This window comes from Allobosea sp. (assembly GCF_035944895.1).
GTDB lineage: Bacteria > Pseudomonadota > Alphaproteobacteria > Rhizobiales > Beijerinckiaceae > Allobosea.
In genome coordinates this window covers 1-25,573 of the sequence record NZ_DASZAT010000017.1, presented here as the reverse complement: position 1 = coordinate 25,573, position 25,573 = coordinate 1, and the positions used below count along the sequence as shown (strand labels likewise).

Here is a 25,573-nt window from a genome sequence, read left to right as displayed (position 1 = left end):
CTGCAATGCACAGGATGCGCGCGACCGTGCTCACACGGCGCAGCCTCGCCATTGGCGACCGATCTCGGGCTGGGCTTACGAGGGATGCCATATCGCTTCGCTCCGTGATTGACAAAATTAAACTAAGAGATGAATTTCTAAATGTCAAAGCTATTCACCAGGACATCGCGATGCGCACTGCCATACCTATCTCATTGCTGCTTAGCGGCCTGCTCGCCGGCTGCGGCCATGTCCCGCTGGCCTCGCTGCCGAAATTGTCCAAGGTCGATATCAGGACGACCGATCTCGCCGAGCTGCGCGCCGGCATCAGCCTGCCCGCCGATATCCGCACGCTGCCCGGCGGCGTTACCATGACGCTCGTCGCCTTGCCCAAGGATGGCGGGCGCCATGAGCGCAAGGTCGTGCTGGAGGAGGTGCGCGATGCCACCGAACTGGCGAAGCTGCCGGCGGTGGCTTCGCCGGGCCGCCGCTTCACCCTGTTCAGGCTGAGCCGGACCGACGCTACCCGCCTCGGCGCCTTTCGCGAGGAGATGTTCGCCGGCCCGCAGAACAGCGGCAATCGCGGTAGCCTGGCGCTCGGCGCCGACAAGGCCTGCCGGCTCGGCGAGCTCTCAGGCAAGCCGATCGCGATGAGCGGCTATCTCAGGACGTCGGAGACGCAGGACTATGTCCTGCTGATGCGCGATTTCGACCTGAAGGAAGCCGTCCGCGCCATCGACCCCAAAGTCGACCTCGCCACCGCGATCCCGCCTTGCGACGCCGTACCTGAAGCGAAGCTCAGCGGCTCTCCCGCCGCGCCATGAAGGCGAGCTTCTCGAACAGCGAGACGTCCTGCTCGTTCTTGAGCAGCGCGCCGTGCAGCGGCGGGATCAGCTTACGGGGGTCGCGCTCGCGCAGCACCTCGGGGCCGATATCGTCGGCGACGAGCAGCTTCAGCCAGTCGAGCAGTTCGGAGGTCGAGGGCTTCTTCTTGATGCCGGGCACCTCGCGCACCTCGAAGAACAGGCGCAGCGCCTCCTCCATCAAGCGCTTCTTGATGCCGGGGAAGTGCACCTCGACGATTCTCTGCATCGTCTCGGCGTCCGGGAAGCGGATGTAGTGGAAGAAGCAGCGGCGCAGGAAGGCGTCCGGCAATTCCTTCTCGTTGTTCGAGGTGATGATCATCACCGGCCGCTGCGCCGCCCTGATCGTCTCGCCGGTCTCGTAGACATGGAATTCCATGCGGTCGAGCTCGAGCAAGAGGTCGTTCGGGAACTCGATATCGGCCTTGTCGATCTCGTCGATCAGCAGCACAGGGCGCACCGGCGAGACGAAAGCCTCCCAGAGCTTGCCGCGTTTGATGTAGTTGGCGATGTCCGAGACTCTGGAGTCGCCGAGCTGGCTGTCGCGCAGGCGGCTGACCGCGTCGTACTCGTAGAGCCCCTGCTGCGCCTTGGTGGTCGACTTGACGTGCCAGGTCAGCAGCGGCGCACCGAGCGCAGCGGCGATCTCCTCGGCCAGCACGGTCTTGCCGGTGCCGGGCTCGCCCTTGACCAGCAGCGGCCGCTCCAGCCGGATCGCAGCATTGACCGCGACGGTCAGGTCCTCGGTGGCGACGTAAGAAGCAGTGCCGGTAAAGCGCATGCGAGGCCCTTCATATGGCTATCCCGCGGCCCTGCTGCCGCCGCGGATGGCATCGTGCTTAGAGGTCAGCCGGCGGGGGAGCAAGTTTTCGTCAGCCTGAAGCGAGTTTTGGTTTGTGTTGCAAGGCCCTGGCAAGCAAAGCTGAGAGATCAACAGCTTCGCCTGATTCCCTAGAGGGTGACGTGGCCGGGACGATCGATCCTTCCGCCTATCGTGACGCCGTGGTCGTGCTCGCCACGGCCGGCGTGATCGTGCCCTTCGCCAAGCGCTTCCGAGTCAATTCCGTCGTCGCCTTCATGGCCTGCGGCGCCTTGCTCGGCCCCTATGGCCTCGGTGGCCTCGTCGCCAAGATCCCTTACCTCAGCACGGTCACCGTCTCGAATGCGGAGGCACTCGCCGGCCCGGCTGAGCTCGGCGTCGCCTTCCTGCTCTTCGTCATCGGGCTGGAACTCTCCTATGAGCGCCTGATGACCATGCGCCGGCTCGTCTTCGGGCTTGGCCTCGGCCAGGTCGCGTTCGGCGCTGCGGCGATCAGCGCCGTCGCCATCGCCTACGGCCAGCCGCCCGCTGCAGCGCTGCTGATCGGCACGGCACTCGCCCTCTCCTCGACCGCGATGGTGGTCGAGCTGCTCTCGGCCCATCGCCGCATGACCTCCTCAGCCGGGCGATCAAGCTTCGCCATCCTGCTCTGCCAGGACCTCGCGGTGATCCCGCTGCTCTTCCTGGTCAGCGTGCTCGGGGCACAGAATGGCGGATCGCTGCTCGCCGGCCTGACGCAGGCGCTGCTGCAGGCGGTGGCGGCGGTCGCAGCGATCATCGTCATCGGCCGCCTCGCCATGCGCCCGCTCTTTCGCCTGGTCGCCTCGACCGACTCCTCCGAGAGCTTCATGGCGGCGACGCTGCTGGTCGCGCTCGGTACCGGGCTGATCGCAGCGGCCGCAGGGCTGTCCATGGGCCTCGGCGCCTTCATCGCCGGGTTGCTGCTGGCCGAGACCGAGTATCGCCGCGCCATCGAGGTGACGATTGAGCCGTTCAAGTCGCTGCTGATCGGCGTCTTCTTCCTGACAGTCGGCATGGGCGTGAACCCGGCGGCGCTGGCGGCCCAGCCGGTTGCGATCCTGAGCATCGCCATCGGCCTCTTCCTCGCCAAGGCCGCGATCACCTTCCTGCTCGCCCGCTATTTCAAGCTCTCCGTGCCGACCGCGCTCGAAACCGCGATCATGGTCGGCCCCGGCGGCGAGTTCGCCTTCGTGCTGCTGACCGCATCGGTTGCCGCCAAGCTGGTCGACCAGACCGCGGCCTCGTTGGTGCTCGCCGGCGTCTCGCTGACCATGATCTTCCTGCCGCTCGCCGCTCGCATCGCACGGACATTGTCGGCCCGCCTCGCCCCTGCCGTGAAGCTCCCCGACGAAGCGAACATCCTGCCGCCGGACGATCACGCGCCGCGCGCCATCGTCGTCGGGCTCGGCCGCGTCGGTCGGCTCGTCAGCGAGATGCTCGAGCAGCACAAGGTCCCCTATATCACCGTCGATGCCGATGCGGCTTTGATCGCAGCGCAGCGCCGCGCCGGCCGCCCGGCCTTCTACGGCAACGCCACCCAGCCCGACTTCCTGCGGCTCTGCGGCCTGGAGGAGGCGACCGCGCTGATCGTCACCATCGACAATCCTCGTGCTGTTGACGAGATCGTCGCGGCAGCGCGCGGCGTGCGGCAAGACCTTATCATCGTCGCCCGCGCCCGCGACGCCAAGCATGCGCGGCATCTCTACGAGCTCGGCGTCAACGACGCTGTGCCGGAAACGATCGAGGCGAGCCTGCAATTGTCGGAAGCGGCTCTGGTCGGCCTCGGCGTGCCGATGGGCCTCGTCATCGCCTCGGTGCACCAGCGGCGCGACGACTTCCGCAGCGAGCTCAAGCCGGCCAGCGCGCCGCAACCGGCGTTGCCGCGGCATGCTCGCTCGCGAAGGCTGTGACGCCAGGCGCCTGACTTCGCCTTAAGCGAATTCCTTCCGCTCCGCCGTCTCCAGCCGCACTGACAGCGCAGTCGTCGAGGCCGGCGCCGGATCGATGCGCGCCGCCTTGCCCGCAGCGGCCGCCTGCATCGCCCGGCGCATATGGCCGTAGAACTGCTCGGCGCTGCTGTGCCAGCTATGGCGCTGTGCCAGTTCCAGCCCGGCCTCGCGCGGCAGACGCAGGGCCGAGAGCGCCGCCTGGCGCAGATCCTCGTGCAGAACCGCCGCCTCGCTGCCGGCAAAGACGTCGCTCGGTCCCTGCACCGGGAAGGCCGCGACCGGCAAGCCGCTGGCCGCCGCCTCCAGCAACACGATGCCGAAGGTGTCGGTCAGGCTCGGGAAGACGAAGACATCGGAGGATGCATAAATGGCAGCAAGATCCTCGCCTTCGCGCGCCCCGAGGAAATGCGCCTCCGGGAAGGCGCGCATGAGGTCGGCGCGGGCGGGGCCGTCGCCGACAACAACCTTGCTGCCGGGCAGGCGCAGCGACAGGAAGGCCTCGAGGTTCTTCTCGACCGCGACCCGGCCAACGCTGAGGAAGATCGGCCGTGGCAGGTCGAGCACGCTCTCCGGCCGTGGATGAAACAGGGAGAGATCAACGCCCCTGCCCCAGCGCAGGATGTGCTCGAAGCCGTGCGCACGCAGCTCCGCTTCGACGGTGGCGGTCGAGACCATCACGCCCGCCGCCGGCCCATGGAAGCGGCGCAGGAAGCGGTAGCTCCAGCTTTCAGGGATCGGCCAGCGCGCCGCGACATATTGCGGGAAACGGGTGTGGTAGCTCGTGGTGAATGTCCGCTTCTGGGCAAGGCAGACGGCGCGCGTCAGCCAGCCGATCGGCCCCTCGGTCGCGATATGGATATGGTCCGGGCCGAACTCGGCGATCCGCCGGGCGACATGCCGGCGCGTCGCCAGCGCGATGCGGATATCGGGATAGGATGGCAGGCCGACCTGCCAGAAGCCTTCCGGCGTCAGCATATGCGGGGTGACGCCGAACTCCGGCGCCGCCTCGACCATCCGCTCCAGCGAGCGCACGACGCCATTGATCTGCGGGCGCCAGGCGTCCGTCGCGATCAGGACGCGCATCACGCGGCCTCGACGAGGCTCGGTACTGGCGCCGGGCGCGCTGTTGTGGGCAGTGCCGGCTTCTCGCCCTTCTGCCGATGCTGCGGCCAGCGGATGATCTCGAAGCGGCCATCGTCGTGTTCGACCACCGCCGTGCAGCTTTCGACCCAGTCGCCGGTATTGATGTAGGTCAGCCCGTCGATGTCACGCTGCGCGGCGTGATGGATGTGCCCGCAGATCACGCCATCGGCCTTGTGCCGGCGCGCCTCGTCGGCGAGGCACTGCTCGAACTCACCGATATAGTTCACGGCGTTCTTGACCTTGTGCTTGGCCCAGGCCGAGAGGGACCAGTGCGGCAGGCGCAAGGTGCGGCGAACCCGGTTGATGCCGTGGTTGAGCACGAGCGCGATCGTGTAGGCCCAGTCACCGAGGAGAGCGAGCCATTTGGCGTTGCGCACCACGAGGTCGAACAGGTCGCCATGGATCACCAGCATGCGCTTGCCGTCGGCGGTCTCGTGGACGATGTCGTCGACCAGGGTGATGCCGCCGAACTGCAGGCCGGTATAGTCGCGCAGGAAGTCGTCGTGATTGCCGGTGACGTAGATCAGCTTCGAGCCCTTGCGCACCTTGCGCAGCAGCTTCTGCACCACGTCGTTATGCGACTGCGGGAAATACCAGCCGCTCTTCAGCCGCCAGCCATCGATGATGTCGCCGACCAGGTAGATCGTCGGCGCGTCATAGTCGCGCAGGAACTCCAGCACGAGATCCGCCTGGGCTCCGCGCGTGCCCAGATGCAGGTCCGAGATGAAGATGCTGCGAACCTGCTTGGCGTCGCTGTCGTCGCTCATGCTCGCCGGCCCACTTCGTTGCGATGCCTGCGGCGTGTGTCTGATTTGCACTACGCTTTGATGACGCGGCGCGAAAACCGTGCTTTGCCTGCCCGCACAGGAACGGACCTTTTCGGGAGACGACAATGGATCTGGGTATCGCCGGCCGCACGGCCATCGTTTGCGCCTCGAGCAAGGGGCTGGGCCGTGGCTGCGCACTGGCGCTGGCCGAAGCGGGCTGCACCGTCGTCGTCAACGGCCGCGACGCCAAGACGCTGGAGGAGACCGCGGCCGCGATCCGCGCCAGCACCGGCGCGACCGTGATCGCCGTCGTCGCCGACGTCGGGACCAAGGCCGGCCAGGATGCGCTGCTCGCCGCTGCGCCGAATCCCGACATTCTCGTCAACAACAATGGCGGCCCGCCGCCGAAGCCATTCCGCGAGGTGACGCGCGAGGGGCTGCTCGAAGGCGTGGCGCAGAACATGGCGACGCCGCTCGAGCTGGTGCAGCGCGTCGTCGACGGCATGATCGAGCGGCGCTTCGGCCGAATCGTCAACATCACCTCGGCGAGCGTTCTGACCCCGCTGACCGGGCTCGACGTCTCCTCCGCCGCCCGCGCCGGCCTGACCGCCTTCCTCGCCGGCGTGGCGCGCGAGATCGCCCATGCCAACGTCACCATCAACAACATCCTGCCCGGCGTGTTCGACACAGACCGGATCAAGACCGCGACGAACAAGGTCGCCGAGATGCAGGGCATCAGCATCGAGGAAGCGACGAAGCGGCGGCTCGCGGCCGTCCCGGCCGGCCGCCTCGGCACGCCCGACGAATTCGGCAAGCTCTGCGCCTTCATTTCCAGCGCCCATGCCGGCTACATCACCGGCCAGAACTTCCTGATCGACGGCGGCTCGTTCCGGGCGAACTTCTAGAACCGTCGCCAGAGTTCAAGCCCTCGCCTTGAGCTGGCCGCGTCACCGGCCATTCCCAAGGACGACCCGGCCGGCTCAAGCCCGAAAAATCCCGAGAAGCCATTCCGTATGGCATGGCTTCTCGCTGGGTTGGAGGTGGCCCGCATAATAGAAACGCAGCCGCTCGCTCGACATCGGCGAGCAGAATTACGCCAGCAGATGTCTCTCATTGCCGCCCTTGAGCACTTTTCCCGTTTTCTCCAACGATAAAATTTGCTTGATAGACCACTCAGGCCTTTAGGTAAGGAAACGCAACTTGCTGGCTCGTCTTGGTCTTTTTGGTTTTCTGCTAGCTTTTTCCGGCACTGCCCTTGCGGACCCTATGGATACGCAACGTCTGGTTTGGCGGTGCGGCGCAGCTGCTCAAGACCGAGGATTGCGGTCAGACTCGAGTGCATACGGCTCCTTCGTTCAGCGGTGCATCGACGAAGGAGAAGGAAAGCGCAGCGGACGCCCCTCCGCCAGCAATGCGGCAGCGCCACGCGGCCGCGAGGAAGCCTCTGCCACGATATCGGGAGAGTTGTCATATCCCGGTGAAGGCTTGCCCAGGGACCTGAAGGTTTGTGCAGAACGCATTGATACCAGACAGCGCACCTGCACCAGCCGCCGAATTAAACGCGAGCATTATGAGCTGAAGGTTCCCGCGGGCACCTACTACGTCTTCGCCAACAGCTCCGAGTGGAACGGCCCACCAGCCTATTATTCCGAGTTCGTCACATGCGGGCTCGACAATAGTTGCCCCTCCCACAAGCCGATACCGGTCTCGGTAAGGGCAGGCGAGCGTCGGACGGGCATCGATCCCGGAGACTGGTACGCTGGCAATTGACCACCCCGAGCACCATGACCATCGCCTATCGCCGCGCCGTCCCCGACGACACGCCCGCCTGCATCGTGCTGCGCGGCATGACGCGAGAGAACGCCTTCTCGGTCGAACGGCTGGCGGCGCTCGGCATCACGCTCGAGAGCTGGCAGGCCGGCATTGCCGACGGCAGCCTGCCCGGCCATGTCGCGACCGAGGGCGGCAAGATCGTCGGCTACTGCTTCGGCGAGCGTGAGACCGGCGAGATCGCCGTGCTGGCGCTGCTGCCGGAGCATGAGGGCCAGGGCGTTGGCAGGACGCTGCTCAACCTCGTCGTCGCCGAATTCAAGTCGTTCGGCTTCGACAGGCTCTTCCTGAGCTGCTCGGCCGACCCTGCCTCGCGCTCCTATGGCTTCTACCGGCATCTCGGCTGGCGCTCGACCGGCAGCTTCGACGATCGCGGCGACGAGATCCTCGAATACCACCTCGCTTGACCCGTCTCGACGGCGTCCCGCAGCACGCCGGTCCGATTTGCAACATCGGTGCTTGGAACGGCCCGGCGCTCGTGGTCTAAGGACTGGACGTCTTGCACAAGACCTCCATTCCTCGTGCCCGACCTGTTCCCTTGTCACCGCTCCTCGGCATCAGCCTCAAGCTGCTTTCGGCCCTGTCGTTCACGCTGATGTCGGCCGGCATCAAGACGCTGGCCTCGCGCTATCCGACCGGCGAGCTCGTCTTCTTCCGCTCCTTTTTCGCGCTGATCCCGCTGATCATCTGGCTGGCCTGGCGCCATGAATTCCCCGAAGCGCTCAAGACCAGCAATCTGCGCGGCCATCTCAAGCGTGGCGTCATCGGATCGACCGGCATGTTCCTCGGCTTCGCCGCGCTGCATCTGCTGCCGCTCTCGGACGCCGTCGCGATCGGCTATGCCGCGCCATTGATCGTCGTCGTGCTGGCAGCGCTGATCCTGAAGGAGCGCGTGCGCATCTATCGCTGGACCGCCGTCGCCGTCGGCTTCCTCGGCGTGCTCCTGATGCTCTCCCCGCATATGGGCATGCAGGCTTTCGGGCGCGGGCTCGAAGGCGGCCCTGCCATCGGTGCCATGCTCGCGCTTGCCGGCGCCTTCTGCTCGGCCTTCGCTTCGGTCGAGGTCCGGCTGCTGACCCATACCGAAAAGACCGGCGCCATCGTCTTCTACTTCATGTCGCTGACTTCGTTGCTCGGCCTGCTGACGCTTGCGCTTGGCTGGACGGTGCCGGACCTGAAGGATTTCGCCCTGCTCGTCACGATCGGCGTGCTCGGCGGTCTCGGCCAGATGCTGCTGGTCCAGGCCTATCGCTATGGCGATGCCTCGCTGATCGCGCCGTTCGAGTATTCGACGATGATCTGGGCAACCGCGCTCGGCTGGTTCGTCTTCGGCGAATGGCCGGTGATGGCCGTGCTCCTGGGCTCGCTGATCGTGATCGCCTCCGGCATCTATGTCATCCTGCGCGAACAGCAGCTTGGTCTCCTCAAGAAGGAGACCCGCGAGGTCGGCCCGTCCCGCTCCGTCTGACGTCCTCGACTTGCCGCTTGGAGCGATCCGAGGCATTGTCCGCTAAGACAAACAATCGTTCTCTTTCCCAAACGGCAAATCCTGGCCGGGCTAGAGACGACGGCAGGCAAGAGCGCAATGGGCATCGAAACCAGGGAACGTAGCGGCCGAGAGCTCGCATCCGGCGCGCAGGTGATCTCGGGCCAGCTCGGCAAGACGATCCAGCGGCTGCGCAAGGCCTATAACCTCTCGCTCTCGGAGCTGGCCGAGCAGTCCGGCGTCGCCAAGTCGATCATCAGCCAGATCGAGCGCAACGAGACCAATCCGACTTTGGCGACGATCTGGCGGCTGTCGCAGGCGCTCGACGTCTCGATTGAGCGCGTGCTCTCGACCAATGAGGAAGAGGCCTTCATCGAGAAGATCGCCCGGCCGGACACGCCGATCCTGGTCTCCGAGGACGGCAAGCTGCGCCTAGCCATCATCGGCTGGATCAAGACCGTCGAATGGCTGCAATGGTACGAGGTCAGCGCCGAGCCAGGCGGCGAGCTCGATTCGGAGGGCCATCAGCGCGGCTCGATCGAATCGCTCTCGGTCAGCGCCGGCGAGTTCGAGGTCGAGGTCGGCGGCATCACCCAGCGCGCCAAGGCCGGTGAGACCTTACGCTATCGCTGCGACCGCCAGCACATCGTCCGCTGCATCGGCGACCAGCCCGGAACGGCCCTTATGGTCTGCATCCTCAAGGCGGCGGTGATGGATTGAAGGGCCGCCCCGCGAGCCCTTCCCGCATTTCGACAAGCCCCGGATAGACCCCTACCCGCCCGCCGCCTTTTGCGGCCGCGGCGGCCCCTGCACCGCGGGCAGCGATTTCAGATACTCCGCCATCGCCAGCCGGTCGGCATCCGACAATTGCGCCATGTTGCGCACCACCGCCGCCATCGAGCCGCCAACGCTGTCGAAGTTCGGGGTGAAGCCGCTCTTCAGCAGCTCCGCGATCTCGGCCTTCGACCATTTGCCGAGGCCCTCCTCGGCCTGGGTGATGTTCGGAACCCAGCCCTTGCCTTCGGGATCGGGACCGCCGGCGAAGCGCGTCGCCTGGACGATGGCGCCGAGCTGGTTGCGGCTGGAATGGCATTCGGCGCAATGGCCCGGCCCGTTCACCAGATAGGCGCCGCGATTCCATTCTTCGCTCTTGCTCGGGTCAGCCTTGAACGGCGCTCCATCGAAGAACAGCAGCTTCCAGCCGCCGACGGCGCGGCGGATGTTGAAGGGGAAGCCGAGTTCATGGCCGGGCGCCGTACCCTCGACCGAGGGCAGCGTGCGGATATAGGCGAGGAGATCGGCCACCGCCTTCGCCGGCATCAGCCGGTAGGAGGTGTAGGGGAAGGCCGGGTAATAGTGCTGGCCCGCGGGCGAGACCCCGGCGGTCATCGCCTGGATGAAGTCCGCCGTACCCCAGTTGCCGATGCCGTCGCGCGTATGCGGCGAGATGTTCGGCACATGGAACTTGCCGAAGGGCGAGTCCAGTACCAGCCCGCCGCCGAGCCTGGTCTTGTCGTCCTGGCCGGGCGTCGCATGGCAGGACGCACAGCCACCGGCCGCGAACAGCAGCTTGCCGTTCTCGACATCAGGCGCCGGCAGCGTGCCGACCTCGGGCCCCGGCGAGACCACGCGTGGATCGGTGAGGACGAAGAAGCCGGCAGCGCCGAGCGCGATGAAGACCAGAAGCGTGATCAGCAGGCGGCGCATCGGTTCCTCATTCGGTTATCCCGGGCAAACAACGCTCGTATCGCGACAGGGTTCGAACCGGATGCCGCCGACGCGAATGGAGCGGGCCTCCACAAGGAAGCCCGCTCCTTCGATCAGGTCAAATCTGCAGGTCAAATCTGATGGCGGCAGGCCGCCGGTCACTTCTTGATGCGGTAGGTTTCGTGGCAGCCGCCGCAATTCTTGGTGGCGTCACCGAAAGCGGTGCGGAAGCCCGCGAGATCGGTCACCGCAGCGCCCTTGCCGGCATCGGCCTCGAATTTGGCGAAGGCCGCCTTGAAGCCGGCCTGATCTTCCCAGATCTTCGGCGCCGCCGTGGTCTCGCCGCCGGTCTTGGCGGTATCCGGATAGAGACCCGGCATCTTCTTGGCGGCATCGCCATAGGCCTTGAACACCGCCTGCGCCTTGGCAGCGTCGAACGGCGCCTCGCCCTTGGCCATCGCCGCGCCCTCGCGCGTCGCGGCGCCGACAGCCTTCATCGTGTCGCGCCGCTCGGAGATCGGATTGGCCTGAGCCAGGACGGCGGAAACACCGACGGCGAGACCGAGGGCGACGAAAGCAGAGCGAAGCATGCGTGGGAATCCTCCGGAAGGCAGCGCCGGACCCGGCGCTGTTTTGAACTCTTCCAGATCAACTCACGCGCACGACAGCGCCAAGTCGCATTGTCGTGAAACTCCTTGCAAAGAGGCAAGCGCCTCCTTGCGTCAGGACGGATAACCGGCCGCCTTCAGCGCAGCGAACACCTTGGGCGGGGTCGCCGGCATGTCGATCGCCGTGACGCTGGCAGCGCGGTTCAGCGCATCGACCATCGCGTTCATCACTGCGGGGCAGGCGCCGATCGCACCCGCCTCGCCCGCGCCTTTCACCCCGAGCGCATTGGTCACGCAGGGCACGTTGCGCGTCTCGAAATGGAAGTTCGGGATGTCGACAGCGCGCGGCAGGGCGTAGTCCATGAAGGTCGCGGTCAGCATCTGGCCGGACGAGTCGAAGCGGATCTCCTCCATCAGCGCCTGGCCGATACCCTGCGCCGCGCCGCCATGGACCTGGCCCTGCAGCATGATCGGGTTCAGCGTCACGCCGAAATCGTCGACCACGACATAGTTCTGGATCTCGGTGCCGCCCGTAGCGGGGTCGACCTCCAGCTCCACCACATGGGTGCCGTTCGGATAGGTCGCCTCCGGCGGCGTCCAGCTCTGGTGCACGCTGAGCTGCTCGGCCTTGGCGCCGGGCAGGTTGGCGATCGCCTTGAGGTCGAGCGTCTTGTCGGTGCCGACGATGCGCACGGCGCCGTCGACGATCTCGAGGTCGGCTGGAGCGGCTTCGAGCGCCTCCGAGGCAAGGCTCTTCAGATTGTCGGCGAGGATGCCGGTCGCCGCGTTCAGAGCCGCGCCGCCCACCGGGATCGAGCGCGAGCCGCCGGTGCCGGAACCGGTCGCGATCCGGTCGGTATCGCCCTGGACCACCTTGATGCGGTCGAGCGGGATGTCGAGATGCTGGGCAACGAGCTGCGAATAGGCGGTCTCGTGGCCCTGCCCGTTCGACTGGGTGCCGATCAGCACGGTGACGGTGCCGTCCTTCTCCAGGATCACGGTCGAGCTCTCCGGCCCGCCGCCGCCGCAGGCCTCGATATAGCAGGCGAGCCCGATGCCGCGGATCTTGCCGGCCTTCTGCGAGGCTTTCAGGCGGCTCTTGAAGCCCTTCCAGTCCGCCACCTCCATGGCGCGGCGCATATGGCCTTCGAACTCGCCGGAATCGTAGACCGGGCCGGTCTGCGTCTTGTGCGGCATCTCGCTCGGCTTGACGAAATTGAGCGCGCGCACCGCGTCCGGGCTCTTGCCGGTCTCGCGTGCGATCGCATCGACCAGCCGCTCGATCAGATAGGCCGCCTCGGGCCGCCCGGCGCCGCGATAGGCATCGACCGGCGTCGTATGGGTGAAGACGCCGCGGAAGCGGACATGCACCGCCGGGATGTTGTAGCAGCCCGGCGTCATCGTCGTGCCGACCCAAGGGATGAAGGGCCCATATTGCGAGAGATAGGCGCCCATATCGGCGGCGAGATCGACCTTCAGGCCGATGAACTTGCCCCGCTTGTCGAGCGCCATCGTCGCGGTGGTGAGATTGGCGCGGCCATGGGTATCGGCAAGGAAGTGCTCGGTACGGTCGGCAACCCAGCGCACCGGCCGCTTCAGCTTCTCGGCCGCGACCATGGTCAGCGGGTATTCGCGGTACATGAAGATCTTGGTACCGAAGCCGCCGCCGACATCGGGCGTGATCACCCGGATGCGGGAGGGATCGACCTTGAGGATGTAGCTGGCGAGGATGTCGCGCGTGCCATGGCTGCCCTGGCTGCCATGCGTCAGGGTCCAGCGCTTGGTCGCCTTGTCGTATTCGGCGATGCAGGCGCGCGTCTCCATGTAGTTGGAGGCGAGGCGGTTGTTGACGATGGTGACCGAGATGGTCCGGTCGGCCTTGGCGAAGGCCTTCTCGGTCTTGTCGCGATTGCCCTGCTCCGCCTCGAAGGCGACGTTGCCGTCACGGTCGGGCCAGACTTGTGGCGCTCCGTTCTCGAGCGCCTCGGCGATGCCGGTGATCGAGGGCAGCGTCTCGAACTCGATCTCGATCGCCTCGGCGGCGTCGCGCGCCTGGTCGAGCGTCTCGGCGACGATGAAGGCGATGGCTTCACCGACATGGCGCACCGTGTCCCTCGGCAGCACCGGCACCGGATTCGGCTTCACGCTCTTGCCGGAGATGTCCTTGATCAGCCCCTTGCATGGGATGTCGCCGAGATGGGCGACGTCCTCGCCGGTCAGGATCAGCTTGACGCCCTTGCGCTTCAGCGCCGCCTGCTTGTCGACGATCTTGAATGTCGCGTGTGCGTGCGGCGAGCGCAGCACATAGGCGTGCAGCGCGCCCTCGACCGCGGTGTCGTCGGTATAACGGCCGGTGCCCGTGGTCAGGCGCTGATCCTCGACCCGCCGCACCGGCTGGCCCATTCCGAACTTCATCGGACGCATCGGCAAACTTCCTTCGGATCACTCGAATGAGAAAGACTGGCGCAGGATGGCCGCGCCGTCACCCCGGTCCCTCTGGAGGGACCGGGATGCGCCGAGCGCAAGCAGGCGGGCCTTGAAAACTCAGCGGATCATGCGCGCGGCACTATCCGACATCGACACCATCATATTGTAGCTGGAGACGATTCGATTGGCATCATTGGCCGCTCCCTTGCGGACATCGCCCTTCGACTTGCCGAGCTTTTCGCGGAAATCGCGCAGATTGCCGAGCCAGGAGCTGGCCGAGGAATCGATCATCGGCACGCCGGACGCATTCTTGTCCTTGAACGCGTCCATCTCCTTGATCGCGCCGGAATAACCGGCGAGCGCCGTATCGAAGGCGGCGAGATCGACGATCGGCTTCTCGTTGCTCGGCATCACGTCCATCACGGCGCGGGCATTGATCATGATGTTGCGCAGCTGCCAGCGGGCAAGGCGGCCCTCGCTCGCCTCGATCGCCGCAAGCTCGCGCGCGTCGATGCCCTTCTTGAAGCCGTTGAGCTGGTTGCCGAAGACGCTCCGCTCGCGCAGGAAGGCCTCCGCCGCCGGCACCATCTTGGCATGCAGCTCGCGACCCTCGGCGGCGTTGTCGTCGCGATAATCCTTGCGCTCGTAATAGCGCTCGGCCCGGGTGATCAGCGGCGCCAGCTCCTGATAGGCAGCGATATAGCGCTTCACCGCGGCATCGAGTTCCGGCTGCGCCGGCGGCTGGCCTGCCGCCGCCTCGGCCTTGGCGATCTCGTCCTTGACGTCATAGAGGCTGTAGAGCCCGTAGGAGATATAGCGCTCCTTGCCGGTCGGGCCCTTCTTTATGTCGACCCAGCTCTTGTAGCGATCCCAGGATTCGATCGCCCGGATCGTCCGGTTCGAGAGCGAGGTATAGGCATTCGACTTGGCGATCGCCGCCTGCAGTTCCGGGTCCTGCGCCGGCTTCTTCGCTGCGGTCTGCGGGGCGGCCTGCGCGAAGGCGAGCGGGGCTGCGGACACGGAGCAGAGCAAAGCTGCGAGGGTGAAGCTCAGCAGGCGGGAGGCCTTCATCAGGGCACCTTTGATCGACCGCGGCCGGGTTTGAGACCGCGCCCCGTTATCGGCGCTGGCGCGGCAAGCTGCAACCGAAAGGCGCTATCGCTCCTTCACCTTTCGACCGGCTCGCCGCGCATCGCCCAGTCCTTGAAGCCGCCGATGTAATGGCTGTCGACGTCAAGCCCGGCGGCCTGTGCGAATTCGAGCGCCCGCAGCGAGCGCACCCCGGCGGCACAGGAGAGCACGACACGCCTGCCCGGCTCGTTCGGCAGGTCGGCGGGGTCGAACTGCGACAGCGGCCGCGACACCGAGCCCGGAATGCGCCCGGCGGCGAACTCATGCGGCTCGCGCACGTCGACGATGAGGATCGAGCCATCGGCCAAGCCCGCCTTGACGGCGTCGATGTCGAGGTCGTGTACGATCATGCTGCTGCTCGCGGTCACTCAGTTCAGGAGCTTCACCAGATAGAGGCTGAGCGCCGGAAATGCCACGCAGATGGCGAGCCTGATCACGTCGGCAACGACGAAGGGCAGCACGCCGCGATAGATCCGCGTCACCGGCACGTCGCGCGCCAGCGAGGCGACGACGAAGACGTTGAGCCCGATCGGCGGGCAGGTCATGCCGATGCCAACCACGACCAGCACCAGGATGCCGAACCAGATCGCAATGTCGTCGGTGGGCATGCCGAAATCGAGCGCCGTCACGATCGGGAAAAACACCGGCAAGGTGAGCAGGATCATGGCGAGCTCGTCCATGACGCCGCCGAGCACGATGTAGAACAGCAGCAGGCCGACGAGCACCGTGTAAGGCGCCCAGCCCGAGGCCGCGATCATCTCGGCGGCCGCCGTCGGCACCTGCGTCAGCGCCAGGAAGGCGTTGAACACCTCGGCGCCGAGCAGGATGGCGAAGATCATCGCCGAGGTCTCGGCCGTCTGCAGGATCGCCTGCTTGATCTCGGAAAGGCCGAGCGTGCGCCGGAACAGACCGATCGCCAGCATGATGAAGGCGCCGACGGACGCACCTTCGGTCGGCGTGAACACGCCGCCATAGATGCCGCCGACCACGATCACCGCCACCGTCAGCGCCGGGATGACGCCGAGCAGCAGCGGCCAGCGCTCGCGCCAGGGCGTGCGCTCATGGGCGGGGGCGAGCGTCCCGTCGAGGCGCGACATGATCCAGATGGTGATGCAATAGAACGTCGCCGCCATCAGGCCGGGGATCAGCGCCGCCTGGAACAGCTTGGCGATGTTCTGCTCGGTCGAGATCGCATAGACGACGAGGATCACCGAAGGCGGGATCAGGATACCGAGCGTGCCGCCGACCGCGGTGACGCCGCAGGCGAAGCCGGGATCGTAGCGATAGCTGCGCAATTGCGGCAGCGCGGCTCGGGCGAAGGTCGCGGTGGTCGCGACCGAGGAGCCGCAGATCGCGCCGAAGCCGGTGCAGGCGCCGATCATCGCCATGCCGAGGCCGCCGCGGCGATGGCCGACGAAGGCCGAGGCCGCCTTGAACAGGTCGCCCGCCAACCCGGAGCGCTCGGCGAAGGCGCCCATCAATACGAAGAGCGGGATCACCGAGAGCGTGTAATTGGCGAAGATCTGGTAGGGCGTGGTGCGGATATAGTTGAGGAAGGGCTCGAGCCCGTTGAGCTGGATATAGCCGGCGCTGCCGACGACCAGCATGGCGAGGCCGATCGGCAGGCGCAGCGCCATCAGCGCCAGCATGACGGCAAAGCCGGTGATCGCGAGGGAGAAGCCGCTCATCGGTGCTGCCTCAGCAGGCGGCTGGCGCTGACGAAGGCCGCGAGCGCGACGAAGCCAGCGAGGACAGCGCAGAGCGCGATCGGCAGATAGCTCGGCAACTGCAGAACCATGGTGTTCTCGCCGCTGGCGAACGCCGAGCGCGCCCCGACGCCGAGCCGCCAGGCGATCAGCGCCATGGCGAGGCCGTAGACCACATCCCAGAGCGCATCGATGCCGTCGCGCCAGCGCTGCGGCAGCTTCAGGGTGAAGGTGTCGACGAAGATATTGCCGCGCTTCAATTGGCAGAGCGGCAGGAAGCAGAAGGCGGCGATCGCCGTCGCCATCTGCACCAGCTCGAAATCGCCGGGCACGCCGGCAGCGCCGACGAGGTCGCTGCGCAAGGTCACACTGACCACGACCATGGTCGCGACCGCGATCAAGAGCGCACCGCCGATGAGCGCGACCGCTTCCGCCACCGCGTCGATGCGCGATGGCGGCCGCTCTTCCCCTACCCTGTCGGTCATGCTCAGGCGGCGTTCTGGTGCTTGGTGAGGGCGGCGCGGGCGGCGGCGAGCAGCTTCTCGCCGTCGAGGCCCTTGTCCTTGGCCGTCTTGAGCCAGCCCTCGACCACTGGTGCGGTCGCCTTGTGCCAGCGCTCGGCCTCGGCCTGCTCCAGCGTGACGATGTTGTTGCCGCGCTTCTTGACCATCTCGGAGACGACGACGGCCTGCTCGTCCCAGACCTTGCCGGCCATGGCGGAGGCGGCAGCGCCAGAGTTCTTGTCGAGGATCGCCTTGAGGTCGGGCGCCAGGCCCTCGTATTTCGCCTTGTTCATGGCGAGCACGAAGGTCGCGACATAGAAGGTCGGCGAGCCCGGGATCTCGGTGTGGTTCTTGACCAGCTCTTGCACCTTGATCGAAGGCACGACCTCCCAGGGCACGACGCAACCATCGATGACGCGCTGCGCCAGCGATTCCGGCACCTGCGGGATCGGCATGCCGATGGCATTGGCGCCGAGCGCGCGCAGCGCCTCGCCGGCGAGGCGGGTCGGGAAGCGCAGCTTGAGGCCCTTCAGGTCCTCCATCGTCTTCACCGGCTTGTTGGCGTGGATCAGCCCGTGATCATGCGCCCAGAAGCAGATCGGATGGATGTCCTTGAACTCGTCCTTGAGGTGCTCGGCGGCATAGTCGGTCAGCGCCAGCGAGTTCACCAGCGCGCGCTTGTTCGGCACGAACGGCAGTTCGAACGCCTCGATTCCGGTGAAGCGGCCGGGCGTATTGCCGGGCAAGGTCCAGACGATGTCGACGACGCCGTCGCGGGCCTGGTCATAGAGCTGCGGCGGGGTGCCGCCGAGCTGCATCGACGGGAAGATGTCGATCTTGATCCGGCCATTCGATTCGGCCCCGACCTTGTCGGCCCAAGGCTTCAGGAACTTGGAATGCCCGTTCGCCACCGGCGGCAGGAAGTGGTGCATACGCAGCGTCACTTCCTGGGCGTTGGCGCGGGTGGCGCGCAGCACGGCCGGCGCGGCCACGGCCGAACCGGCGAGCGTCAGGAATTTGCGGCGATCAAAAGTCATGAGGTCCCCTCCCCGGGAGTTCTGCGTTGTCTCGTTCACCCTGCCGCGGGCCTTGCCGACAAAAAGGCCGGCTGACCCATCTCGCAAAGACGCAAGATGGATCAAACCGGCCCCGATGCAAACTGGCCGGAAGTCTCACGCCTTCCAGCCTTATAGTTTCATTCGCAACTAATTCGCAAGCCCGCCGGAACGTGCCCGGCGAGCTGCTTTTGTGGGCCCTGTTAGGCCAGCGGCGGGATGCGCAGCACCCAGCCCGGCTGGATCAGGTCGGGATCCTTCACCGGCGGGGTGTTGGCCTTGACGATCTCGGTATACTTGGCGCCCTTGCCCTTGCCGTAGTTCTCCTCGGCGATCTTCCAGAGCGTGTCGCCCTTCTTCACCGTGTAGAATACGGCAGCGGCCGCTTCCTTGTTGACGATCAGCTCCGATTCGACCGAGCCGACGCCGGCGGTGTTGCCGATCGCCAGGATGATCTTCTCGGCCTCTTCGGTGCTCAGCGCCTTGCCTGAGACCTTCACCTTGTCGCCGGATACGTCGATCTTGACGTCGGAGGGCAGGCCGTGGCCCGCCAGTTCCTTCTGCAACTGATCGGCCGTCGCCGCATTGGCCGGGCTCGACCCGAAGATCTTGGCGCCGGCATCCTTGATGAAACTGAACAGACCCATAGCGTGTTCTCCTCATGCGCTGGCCGCCCGCCAGGATTGGCCGAACGATCGGGCTTCGCGCAACGCGACAGCCTTGGAGCATGTTCTGGTCGCAAAAGTGGCGGTCACCTTGCGGAACGTGCCTTCAGCGCGCACCCCATGAAGCCTGCTCGGGGCAACAACTGCAAGACGAAACCTTCGCCGGGGGTGAAAGGCGAGGCTCTGCCCTTCCCTCGCGTCGCCCGCGCTGGCAGAACGGTACCGAGCCGACAGGCTTTGTCGTCGATATCCAGGAAAGGCCAGCCATGACCGCCCTCTCCCTCGAACAGGCCAGCGTGATCGTTGACGGCGCCCTGAAATATGCCCGCGAGAACGGGCTGAAGCCGCTCGCCATTGCGGTGCTCGACGCGCGCGGCGCGCAGAAATTCTTCCTCGCCCAGGACGGCACCAGCCTGAAGCGCGGCGAGATCGCGCTCGGCAAGGCCAATGGCGCGATCGCGCTGGGCGTCGGCCCGCGCACGCTCAACAAGATGGCGCTGGAGCGCCCGCACTTCATCAACGGCGTCGCTCTCTCGGTCGGCGGCCCGGTCGTGCCGGTGCCCGGCGGCGCGCTGATCCGCGATGCCGGCGGCAACCTCATCGGCGTCGTCGGCATCTCCGGCGACACGTCGGACAATGACGAGGCGGCCGCCCTCGCCGGCATCGCCGCGGCCGGACTCACCGCCGAAACCGGCGGCTGAGCTCCTCCGCCCGCATGCAGTTCGGCCCGCTCGGCCTTGCGCCATGTCGCATTGCAAGGCCGGCGGATTTCCGGCTACGGGGGGCGACCGGCGGCCCTTGAAGCCGTCCTGAGGAACGAAGACCCATGAACATCGCCGCCACCATCGAGGGCGAAACCGTCGAGACCGACGCGCTGATCATCGGCGCCGGCCCCTGCGGCCTGTTCGCCGTGTTCGAGCTCGGCCTGCTCGACATCAAGGCCCATCTCGTCGACATCCTGCCCAAGGTCGGCGGCCAATGCGCCGAGCTCTATCCGGAGAAGCCGATCTACGACATTCCGGGCTTCCCGCTCGTCACCGGGCAGGGGCTGGTCGACAACCTGCTCGAGCAGATCAAGCCCTTCGGCGCGACCTTCCATCTCAACCAGATGATCGAGCAGATCGAGGTGCTCGGCTCAGCCGAGGCCCCGCGCTTCCGCCTGCGCACCGACGCCGGCACCACCTTCGAGGCCAAGACGGTGCTGATCGCCGCCGGCGGCGGCTCGTTCCTGCCCAAGAAGCCGCCGATCCCCGGCATCGAGGCCTATGAAGGCCGCGGCGACGGCGGCGGCGTGCACTATGCCGTGCGCAAGATGGAGGCCTTCCGCGACCGCGAGATCCTGATCGTCGGCGGCGGCGACTCGGCGCTGGACTGGACGCTGAACCTGCAGCCGATCGCCAAGCGAGTGACGCTGATGCATCGGCGCGATGATTTCCGCGCCGCTCCGCATTCGGTCGAGCAGATGCGCGCTCTCGTCGCCTCCGGCGCGATGGACCTGCGGCTCGGTCAGGTCCTGGGCCTCAAGGGCGAAGGCAACGAACTGCACGGCGCGATCTGCCGCGACAATGCCGGCGCCGAGTTCGAGGTCGCCTGCGGGACGATGCTGCCCTTCTTCGGGCTGACGATGAAGCTCGGCCCGATCGCCGACTGGGGTCTGAATCTCCACGAGAACCTGATCCCGGTCGACACCGAGAAGTTCGAGACCAATGTGCCCGGCATCTTCGCCGTCGGCGACATCAACACCTATCCCGGCAAGCTGAAGCTGATCCTGTCCGGCTTCCACGAGGCGGCGCTCGCCGCCCAGAAGGTCCACCGCTACGTCTATCCGGAGAAGCGTCTGACCTTCCAGTACACGACCTCGTCGAGCGCCCTGCAGAAGAAGCTCGGCGTAGCCTGAGGCTAAGGCGTCATTCTCGAGCGAAGCGAAGCGCGGACCCCGAGAATCTCGTGATGAGAAGGTGCTGGCCGGCTCCGGCCAGAGATGCTCGGGGCAAGCCCGAGCATGACTTGCTCTTCCTACCGCAGCACCGACATCGCCGACGCAGGCGGCAGCATGTCGTGCGCAGCCATGTCGTGCGCCGGGCGCGCGGCCGGCTCGGCCGGCACCGGCTGGATGCGCGTCGCCGGCGAGCCCGAGGGACCGCTATGCGTCGGCGCCTCCGCGACCACGCCCTCCTCCTCCGGCGGCGTCACGCGGTCGCGCAGTTCGGCGATCGCGCCCTCGAGCGGGTGGAAGCTGAAGCGGATCTTGTGCGTGCCCGCCGGGACCTGCACCGCCCGGAACAGGACATTGGCCTTGAGGATCTCGACCTCCTGGCCGTCGAGCTCTGCCTTCCACCAGGGATGCCAGATATCGTTCAGCACGACGAAGCCCGCTTGCGCGCTCGTCACCTCGATCTCGACCACCGTGTTGCGGTAACGCTTGAGCTTGACCTCGGCATTGCTCGCGACCGGCCCCTCCGGCACGCCGGGCTCCGGCTCCTGGTCGAGCAGGACGACGCGCTGAGGGTCCGCATCCGGCCACTTGCCGGCCGACTTCATCCCCTCGAAATCGGCGAGCTCCCAGCCACCGACGAACATCACGCGCGGCAGCGCCCGCGGGTTCTCGTAGATGTAGCCGTCCTTGGTATAGGCGACGAGCTTGAGGTCACCGGCGCGCAGCGAATGATCGACCTCACCGATCGGCACCCGGGTCGCGATGTAGCGCAGGCCGAGGAAGTCGGCGAGGCGGCAGCGATAGGACGGGAACAACGGCGTGAACACGCGCTCGCCCGGCGCCGCGATCGAATCGCGCGTGCCGACCGCCTCCGAGAAATCGGCAAGACGCAGCGGATTATAGCCCAGCGTATGGTCGAAGCCGTGGATCATGCCGGCATTGGGCCATTCGAAGCCCATGCCGAGCAGCTCGACCCGGTCGCGCCGCGGCGAATCCACAGGCTGCGCCGTGAGCTTCTTCAGTACGGCGACGGTCTCGTTCTTGGTCTCCGGCCGCAGCACGTCGTAGATCTCGGGCGCCAGCGCCGTGGCTTCGTTCGGGCCGTTATTGGCGGCAAGGTCGGCCGCAACGACACCGGTCACGATCAGGCTTGCGGCAAGCGGGGCCGCGGCGCCGCGCCAGCGCGTCAGCACGACGAGGAGCGCAAGCGCCGTCGCAAACCAGGCGGCGGCAGTGACGCTCGGCAACCAGGCCTGGCCGAGATGGCCGGCCTGACGCGCGACGAGCAGGGCAAGCCCGATCAGCAGGGCGATCGCGCCGGCGCCGATGCCAAGATCGCGCCAGATCGTGCCCTGCTTCTCCTCGCTGAGGATGCGATGCAGCAGATAGCCCGAGAGCACGGCCCCGAGCCCGCCGATCAGGAAGGTCGCGTCTGCCGGCCGGCGGAACACCTTGACGCCCGGCAGATAGTCATAGGCCAGGTGGAAGAACGGCGTGTAGCGGCCGAGCGCGAACAGCACCATCAGCACGAACAGGATGGTGAAGGGCCGGATCGCCCTGTCCCAAAGCCAGCCGCGCGTCAGACCCGGGACGATCAGCAGCAGGAAGGGCAGCGCTCCCAGATAAACCTGCCCCATGTTCTTGGAGAGGAAGAGTTCCTTGGCGTTCCAGTCCGGGGCATAGGGTCCCCAGAATTCGACGGACGGGTCACGCACGCCGAACAGGTCGCCGACGAAGGCAGTCAGCAGCGAGGCTGGATGGAGCGAGCCCCTGCCCGCCTCGACGAGATCGATGGCGGGACGCGTCGTCGCCTCGGCGAAGAGCCAGGTCCAGAGCAGCGGCACGGCGATGGTGACGATGCCCGCAAAGCACGCGGCCGCGATCGGCGCGAGACTCTCGCGCAAGCCCGCCCAGCCTTCGGAGAGCCAGTAGGCCACCACCATGCCGATCAGGATGTAGGCGCCGAGCAGTGCGACCTGATCGGGCTCGAGCACCATCATGCCGGCGGCGAAACCCGCGAGCAGCCCATAGCGCAACGAGGCGCGCTGCAGCATCCGCGCCGTCAGCCAGAAGGCGAGGCCGAAGAAGGCGAAGCTGGCGATCTGCCCGACATGCTGGACCCGCCACGCCGCCGAGGCGCCGAAGGCGAAGACCAGCGCCGCCAGCAGCGCCCCGGCCGGATGCCAGTTGCGGTCGCGGAAGAACATCAGCATGGCGAGCCCGCCGACCAGCAGATGCGCCAGCACATAGGCGTCTACCGCACGGAAGCTCGGCGAGGGATTGAACAGCGCCAGCAGGATCGCCGGCGAGAAGATCAGCGATTGCGGATCGGCGACCTGCGGCGAGCCGGCGAAGACGTTATGCGTCCAGAACGGCGACTGCCCCGAATGCAGCGCCTGCGCCAGGAACTGGATCTGCGCCTGGAAATGCGCCTTGGCGTCGAACGGAATCGTCACCGCCCCCGACAGCCAGGGCCAGCACAGCGCCACCCAGGCGCAACAGAACAGCGCGGCCGCCAGCCAGTAGCTGGAGCCCGATCTCCAAACCGCTTTCAACTGGACCCCCAAGGCCCCTGGCGCACCCGGCGCGCATGATCACGCGCCGATCACGCCGATGTGATCACGTTCGACGATGAAGGTTCCGCGATGAACCGAAACTGAATGAAACTGAACGCTGTGGATCAGGCGCCCGGCTGTGGCGCGGCAGCGTCACCATGCCGCGCCGGTGCAGCGGGATCAGCGCTTCTGCGTCACCCAGGCGGCGAGCACGCGCCGCTCATCCGTGGTCATGCCCGAGAGGTTGTTCGGCGGCATGGCATGGGTCAGCACCGCCTGCACGCCGATGGCGCGGCGCTGGCGGGCGATCAATTCTGGCTCGTGCAGGAAGACGCCCTTGGGCGCGATGCCGATGCCCGGCCAGGACGGCTCGGGCGCATGGCACATGGCGCAGCGCCCGGTGACGATGTTGGCGACCTCCGGTGACGGCGGCACGAGGCCGGCGAGCATCACCGGCTTCACCGGATCGAGCGGCTTCAGGCCGAGCCGCTCGCGCCCGCCGGGCGAGGACGCCATCGCCACCCAGAAGGCGAGCCAGAGCGCGAGCGCCGCCACCGCCCAGGTCCACCAGGGCGACTTGGCATGGTCGGCATGGCGGACATTGTAGAAGTGCCGGATCAGCGCGCCGGCAACGATGATCAGCGCCACCAGCACCGGGATCACCGCCGAATTGGCGTAGGTCACCGGGTAATGGTTCGCCAGCATCAGAAACAGCACCGGCAAGGTGATGTAGTTGTTGTGCAGCGAGCGCTGCTTGGCCTGCTTGCCGTATTTGGGATCGGGCACCTCGCCGGCGACCATCGCGGCGATGGTCTTGCGCTGGCCCGGCATGATCACGAAGAAGACGTTGGCCGACATGATCGTCGCCATCAGCGCGCCGGTATGGATCAGCGCACCGCGCCCGGAAAAGACCGAGGCGAAGGCCCAGCTCGCGGCGACGACATAGCCGAAGCCGAGCAGGCCGAGCACGACATCGTTCTTGCCGAGCGGCGACTTGCAGAGCAGGTCGTAGAACAGCCAGCCGCCGGCCAGCGCCGCTATGCCGATCGCGCCCGCAGCGAAGGGCGAGAGCGCCATCACCGCCGGGTCGATCAGATAGAGTTCCGACTGGGCGTAATAGACCCAGACCAGCAGGAAGAAGCCGGAGATCCAGGTCCAGTAGGCCTGCCATTTATGCCAGGTCAGCTCCTTCGGCAGAACCTCCGGCGCGACCAGGTATTTGCGCATCGCATAGAAGCCGCCGCCATGGACCTGCCAGGCGAGGAACTGCGTCGGCTGGCCGGCCTCGGTCCTGGGTGCGTCGGGCGCAGCGCGAAGCGACGCGTCGAGATGGATGAAGAAGAACGACGAGCCGATCCAGGCGATCGCCGCGATCACATGCAGCCAGCGCAGGAGCTGGCTGCCCCACTCCATCAGATAGGCCTCAAGCACGGGCGGGCTCCCGATGGAGAAGTGCCAGCGCAATCGGAGCCGCGACCTGTTCTCTCCCCCCTTGTGGGGCAGAGTTAGAGAGGGGGGTATGCCACCCTCGACATCTGCCGCGTTTGGCGCGGAAAGAACTGCAACTGCGATGCCCCCCTCCCAACCCTCCCCCACAAGGGGGGAGGGCTTGCCGCGCGGTTCCGGCGCGCTTCACCATTTGACAGGGCGGAATCCGGGAGGGAACTTGCATCGGATTCCAGACTAGGTTCGCAGCCTTGGAAGGCAAGCGGCATTCCGCCCAGCGAACACGGCAAACGGGGAAAGGATCAGGCATGGGGCGTCTGTCGACGCATGTGCTCGACACGGTCAACGGCAAGCCGGCTGCGGGCGTCGCGATCGCGCTCGATGCGCTGCTGCCGGACGGCAGCCGCAGCCGCATCGCGGATGTGGTTACCAACGCCGATGGCCGCACCGATGCGCCCCTGCTCAGCGGCACGCTGCTGGTCGGCAGCTATGAGCTGACCTTCGCCATCGGCGACTATTTCCGCCATCTCCATACGAAGCTGCCGGAGCCCGCCTTTCTCGATCTGGTGCCGATCCGCTTCGCCATCGCCGAGCCCAACGGGCACTATCACGTGCCGCTCCTGGCCTCGCCCTGGAGCTATTCGACCTATCGCGGCAGCTAAAAACATTTCTGTCGCCAACGGCTTGCGGGCCGTTCCTGAATCATCCTCGCATGGACTTGAATCAGCTGATGAACGCCTCCCCCTACCCGCGCGACCTCGTCGGCTATGGCCGCAACCCGCCGCATCCGCATTGGCCGGGGCAGGCGCGGATCGCGGTGCAGTTCGTGGTCAACTACGAGGAAGGCGGCGAGAACAACATCCTGCATGGCGATGCCGCCTCGGAAGCCTTCCTCTCCGAGATCGTCGGCGCCGCGCCCTGGCCCGGCCAGCGCCATATGAACATGGAGTCGATCTACGAATACGGCTCGCGCGCC

General features: G+C 66.5%; 23 protein-coding genes and 1 pseudogene. 10 read left to right on the top strand and 14 right to left on the bottom strand.

The annotated features are described in order from the left end of the window. The first annotated feature begins 170 nt into the window (after nt 1–170). Nucleotides 171–803 carry a hypothetical protein gene (locus VGV58_RS28395; protein ID WP_326877427.1) on the top strand — a complete coding sequence of 211 codons (633 nt, stop codon included), beginning with the start codon at nt 171–173 and terminating at the stop codon, nt 801–803. Here VGV58_RS28395 and VGV58_RS28390 read toward each other — a convergent pair. Continuing rightward, nucleotides 778–1,623 carry an AAA family ATPase gene (locus tag VGV58_RS28390; protein WP_326877426.1) on the bottom strand — a complete coding sequence of 282 codons (846 nt, stop codon included), beginning with the start codon at nt 1,621–1,623 and terminating at the stop codon, nt 778–780. The genes VGV58_RS28395 and VGV58_RS28390 overlap by 26 nt on opposite strands. 182 nt (nt 1,624–1,805) lie before the next feature. Here VGV58_RS28390 and VGV58_RS28385 point away from each other — a divergent pair, with 182 nt between their 5' ends. After that, nucleotides 1,806–3,593 (top strand): cation:proton antiporter domain-containing protein, encoded by a 1,788-nt coding sequence (locus tag VGV58_RS28385; protein WP_326877425.1) that lies wholly within the window; start codon nt 1,806–1,808, stop codon nt 3,591–3,593. A 21-nt stretch (nt 3,594–3,614) separates the two neighbouring features. Here VGV58_RS28385 and VGV58_RS28380 read toward each other — a convergent pair whose 3' ends face one another. Further along, a complete protein-coding gene (locus VGV58_RS28380; protein WP_326877424.1) occupies nt 3,615–4,715 on the bottom strand; it encodes a glycosyltransferase family 4 protein in 1,101 nt (366 codons plus the stop codon). Continuing rightward, entirely contained in the window at nt 4,715–5,542 is an 828-nt protein-coding gene (locus VGV58_RS28375; protein ID WP_326877423.1) for a UDP-2,3-diacylglucosamine diphosphatase, read from the bottom strand. The genes VGV58_RS28380 and VGV58_RS28375 overlap by 1 nt, the downstream gene beginning before the upstream one ends. A 125-nt stretch (nt 5,543–5,667) precedes the next feature. Here VGV58_RS28375 and VGV58_RS28370 point away from each other — a divergent pair, with 125 nt between their 5' ends. From VGV58_RS28370 to VGV58_RS28355, 4 genes are all read left to right on the top strand, one after another. Continuing rightward, entirely contained in the window at nt 5,668–6,447 is a 780-nt protein-coding gene (locus VGV58_RS28370) for an SDR family oxidoreductase (protein WP_326877422.1), read from the top strand. A gap of 879 nt (nt 6,448–7,326) precedes the next feature. After that, nucleotides 7,327–7,779: a GNAT family N-acetyltransferase gene (locus tag VGV58_RS28365; RefSeq protein WP_326877421.1), complete on the top strand. Its 453-nt coding sequence runs from the start codon at nt 7,327–7,329 to the stop codon at nt 7,777–7,779. 131 nt (nt 7,780–7,910) lie between these two features. After that, on the top strand, nt 7,911–8,840 hold the full coding sequence (locus tag VGV58_RS28360; RefSeq protein ID WP_326877420.1) for a DMT family transporter: 930 nt from the start codon (nt 7,911–7,913) through the stop codon (nt 8,838–8,840). A 117-nt stretch (nt 8,841–8,957) separates the two neighbouring features. Continuing rightward, a complete protein-coding gene (locus VGV58_RS28355) occupies nt 8,958–9,578 on the top strand; it encodes a helix-turn-helix domain-containing protein (protein ID WP_326877419.1) in 621 nt (206 codons plus the stop codon). Nucleotides 9,579–9,629: 51 nt separating this feature from the next. Here VGV58_RS28355 and VGV58_RS28350 read toward each other — a convergent pair whose 3' ends face one another. The 9 genes from VGV58_RS28350 to lysM all read right to left on the bottom strand — a co-directional run bounded on the left by VGV58_RS28350 (nt 9,630) and on the right by lysM (nt 18,642). Continuing rightward, nucleotides 9,630–10,565, bottom strand: a complete 936-nt coding sequence (locus tag VGV58_RS28350; protein WP_326877418.1) for a c-type cytochrome — start codon at nt 10,563–10,565, stop codon at nt 9,630–9,632. Between the two features lie 158 nt (nt 10,566–10,723). After that, nucleotides 10,724–11,155: a c-type cytochrome gene (locus VGV58_RS28345; RefSeq protein WP_326877417.1), complete on the bottom strand. Its 432-nt coding sequence runs from the start codon at nt 11,153–11,155 to the stop codon at nt 10,724–10,726. A gap of 132 nt (nt 11,156–11,287) precedes the next feature. Beyond that, a complete protein-coding gene (locus VGV58_RS28340) occupies nt 11,288–13,597 on the bottom strand; it encodes a xanthine dehydrogenase family protein molybdopterin-binding subunit (RefSeq protein ID WP_326877416.1) in 2,310 nt (769 codons plus the stop codon). A 120-nt stretch (nt 13,598–13,717) separates the two neighbouring features. Continuing rightward, nucleotides 13,718–14,671 (bottom strand): YiiG family protein, encoded by a 954-nt coding sequence (locus VGV58_RS28335; RefSeq protein WP_326877415.1) that lies wholly within the window; start codon nt 14,669–14,671, stop codon nt 13,718–13,720. A 95-nt stretch (nt 14,672–14,766) separates the two neighbouring features. After that, nucleotides 14,767–15,081 carry a rhodanese-like domain-containing protein gene (locus VGV58_RS28330; protein WP_326877414.1) on the bottom strand — a complete coding sequence of 105 codons (315 nt, stop codon included), beginning with the start codon at nt 15,079–15,081 and terminating at the stop codon, nt 14,767–14,769. A gap of 18 nt (nt 15,082–15,099) precedes the next feature. Next, nucleotides 15,100–16,419 (bottom strand): TRAP transporter large permease, encoded by a 1,320-nt coding sequence (locus VGV58_RS28325; protein WP_326877413.1) that lies wholly within the window; start codon nt 16,417–16,419, stop codon nt 15,100–15,102. Further along, nucleotides 16,416–16,922 (bottom strand): TRAP transporter small permease, encoded by a 507-nt coding sequence (locus tag VGV58_RS28320; protein ID WP_326877412.1) that lies wholly within the window; start codon nt 16,920–16,922, stop codon nt 16,416–16,418. Before VGV58_RS28320 ends, VGV58_RS28325 begins: the two co-directional genes overlap by 4 nt. A gap of 2 nt (nt 16,923–16,924) precedes the next feature. After that, on the bottom strand, nt 16,925–17,977 hold the full coding sequence (locus VGV58_RS28315) for a TRAP transporter substrate-binding protein (protein WP_326877411.1): 1,053 nt from the start codon (nt 17,975–17,977) through the stop codon (nt 16,925–16,927). 221 nt (nt 17,978–18,198) lie between these two features. Continuing rightward, entirely contained in the window at nt 18,199–18,642 is a 444-nt protein-coding gene (gene lysM, locus VGV58_RS28310) for a peptidoglycan-binding protein LysM (RefSeq protein ID WP_326877410.1), read from the bottom strand. 284 nt (nt 18,643–18,926) lie between these two features. On the opposite strand from lysM, the gene VGV58_RS28305 reads away from it, so the two are divergent. Together VGV58_RS28305 and VGV58_RS28300 are read left to right on the top strand one after the other, a co-directional pair. Further along, nucleotides 18,927–19,361: a GlcG/HbpS family heme-binding protein gene (locus tag VGV58_RS28305; RefSeq protein WP_326877409.1), complete on the top strand. Its 435-nt coding sequence runs from the start codon at nt 18,927–18,929 to the stop codon at nt 19,359–19,361. Nucleotides 19,362–19,486: 125 nt separating this feature from the next. Then, nucleotides 19,487–20,557: an NAD(P)/FAD-dependent oxidoreductase gene (locus tag VGV58_RS28300; RefSeq protein WP_326877408.1), complete on the top strand. Its 1,071-nt coding sequence runs from the start codon at nt 19,487–19,489 to the stop codon at nt 20,555–20,557. Nucleotides 20,558–20,676: 119 nt separating this feature from the next. Here VGV58_RS28300 and VGV58_RS28295 read toward each other — a convergent pair whose 3' ends face one another. Further along, nucleotides 20,677–23,151, bottom strand: a complete 2,475-nt coding sequence (locus VGV58_RS28295; protein WP_326877407.1) for a YfhO family protein — start codon at nt 23,149–23,151, stop codon at nt 20,677–20,679. Between the two features lie 180 nt (nt 23,152–23,331). Continuing rightward, on the bottom strand, nt 23,332–24,564 hold the full coding sequence (locus tag VGV58_RS28290) for a urate hydroxylase PuuD (RefSeq protein ID WP_326877514.1): 1,233 nt from the start codon (nt 24,562–24,564) through the stop codon (nt 23,332–23,334). A 341-nt stretch (nt 24,565–24,905) separates the two neighbouring features. Between VGV58_RS28290 and uraH the strand changes: the two genes are divergently transcribed. Together uraH and VGV58_RS28280 are read left to right on the top strand one after the other, a co-directional pair. Next, nucleotides 24,906–25,259, top strand: coding sequence for a hydroxyisourate hydrolase (uraH, locus tag VGV58_RS28285; RefSeq protein WP_326877406.1), 354 nt, complete (start codon nt 24,906–24,908; stop codon nt 25,257–25,259). Between the two features lie 68 nt (nt 25,260–25,327). After that, nucleotides 25,328–25,573, top strand: a pseudogene (locus tag VGV58_RS28280) (allantoinase PuuE); the annotation flags it as partial.

Excerpts from the sequence above, each read along its gene's own strand:
- VGV58_RS28330 (WP_326877414.1), bottom strand. The coding sequence starts at position 15,081 with ATGATCGTACACGACCTCGACATCGACGCCGTCAAGGCGGGCTTGGCC.
- VGV58_RS28355 (WP_326877419.1), top strand. The coding sequence starts at position 8,958 with ATGGGCATCGAAACCAGGGAACGTAGCGGCCGAGAGCTCGCATCCGGC.
- VGV58_RS28395 (WP_326877427.1), top strand. The coding sequence starts at position 171 with ATGCGCACTGCCATACCTATCTCATTGCTGCTTAGCGGCCTGCTCGCC.
- VGV58_RS28315 (WP_326877411.1), bottom strand. The coding sequence starts at position 17,977 with ATGACTTTTGATCGCCGCAAATTCCTGACGCTCGCCGGTTCGGCCGTG.
- VGV58_RS28325 (WP_326877413.1), bottom strand. The coding sequence starts at position 16,419 with ATGAGCGGCTTCTCCCTCGCGATCACCGGCTTTGCCGTCATGCTGGCG.
- VGV58_RS28300 (WP_326877408.1), top strand. The coding sequence starts at position 19,487 with ATGAACATCGCCGCCACCATCGAGGGCGAAACCGTCGAGACCGACGCG.
- lysM (WP_326877410.1), bottom strand. The coding sequence starts at position 18,642 with ATGGGTCTGTTCAGTTTCATCAAGGATGCCGGCGCCAAGATCTTCGGG.
- VGV58_RS28375 (WP_326877423.1), bottom strand. The coding sequence starts at position 5,542 with ATGAGCGACGACAGCGACGCCAAGCAGGTTCGCAGCATCTTCATCTCG.
- VGV58_RS28340 (WP_326877416.1), bottom strand. The coding sequence starts at position 13,597 with ATGCGTCCGATGAAGTTCGGAATGGGCCAGCCGGTGCGGCGGGTCGAG.
- VGV58_RS28320 (WP_326877412.1), bottom strand. The coding sequence starts at position 16,922 with ATGACCGACAGGGTAGGGGAAGAGCGGCCGCCATCGCGCATCGACGCG.
- VGV58_RS28290 (WP_326877514.1), bottom strand. The coding sequence starts at position 24,564 with ATGGAGTGGGGCAGCCAGCTCCTGCGCTGGCTGCATGTGATCGCGGCG.
- VGV58_RS28335 (WP_326877415.1), bottom strand. The coding sequence starts at position 14,671 with ATGAAGGCCTCCCGCCTGCTGAGCTTCACCCTCGCAGCTTTGCTCTGC.
- VGV58_RS28365 (WP_326877421.1), top strand. The coding sequence starts at position 7,327 with ATGACCATCGCCTATCGCCGCGCCGTCCCCGACGACACGCCCGCCTGC.
- VGV58_RS28350 (WP_326877418.1), bottom strand. The coding sequence starts at position 10,565 with ATGCGCCGCCTGCTGATCACGCTTCTGGTCTTCATCGCGCTCGGCGCT.
- VGV58_RS28305 (WP_326877409.1), top strand. The coding sequence starts at position 18,927 with ATGACCGCCCTCTCCCTCGAACAGGCCAGCGTGATCGTTGACGGCGCC.
- VGV58_RS28380 (WP_326877424.1), bottom strand. The coding sequence starts at position 4,715 with ATGCGCGTCCTGATCGCGACGGACGCCTGGCGCCCGCAGATCAATGGC.
- uraH (WP_326877406.1), top strand. The coding sequence starts at position 24,906 with ATGGGGCGTCTGTCGACGCATGTGCTCGACACGGTCAACGGCAAGCCG.
- VGV58_RS28345 (WP_326877417.1), bottom strand. The coding sequence starts at position 11,155 with ATGCTTCGCTCTGCTTTCGTCGCCCTCGGTCTCGCCGTCGGTGTTTCC.
- VGV58_RS28390 (WP_326877426.1), bottom strand. The coding sequence starts at position 1,623 with ATGCGCTTTACCGGCACTGCTTCTTACGTCGCCACCGAGGACCTGACC.
- VGV58_RS28370 (WP_326877422.1), top strand. The coding sequence starts at position 5,668 with ATGGATCTGGGTATCGCCGGCCGCACGGCCATCGTTTGCGCCTCGAGC.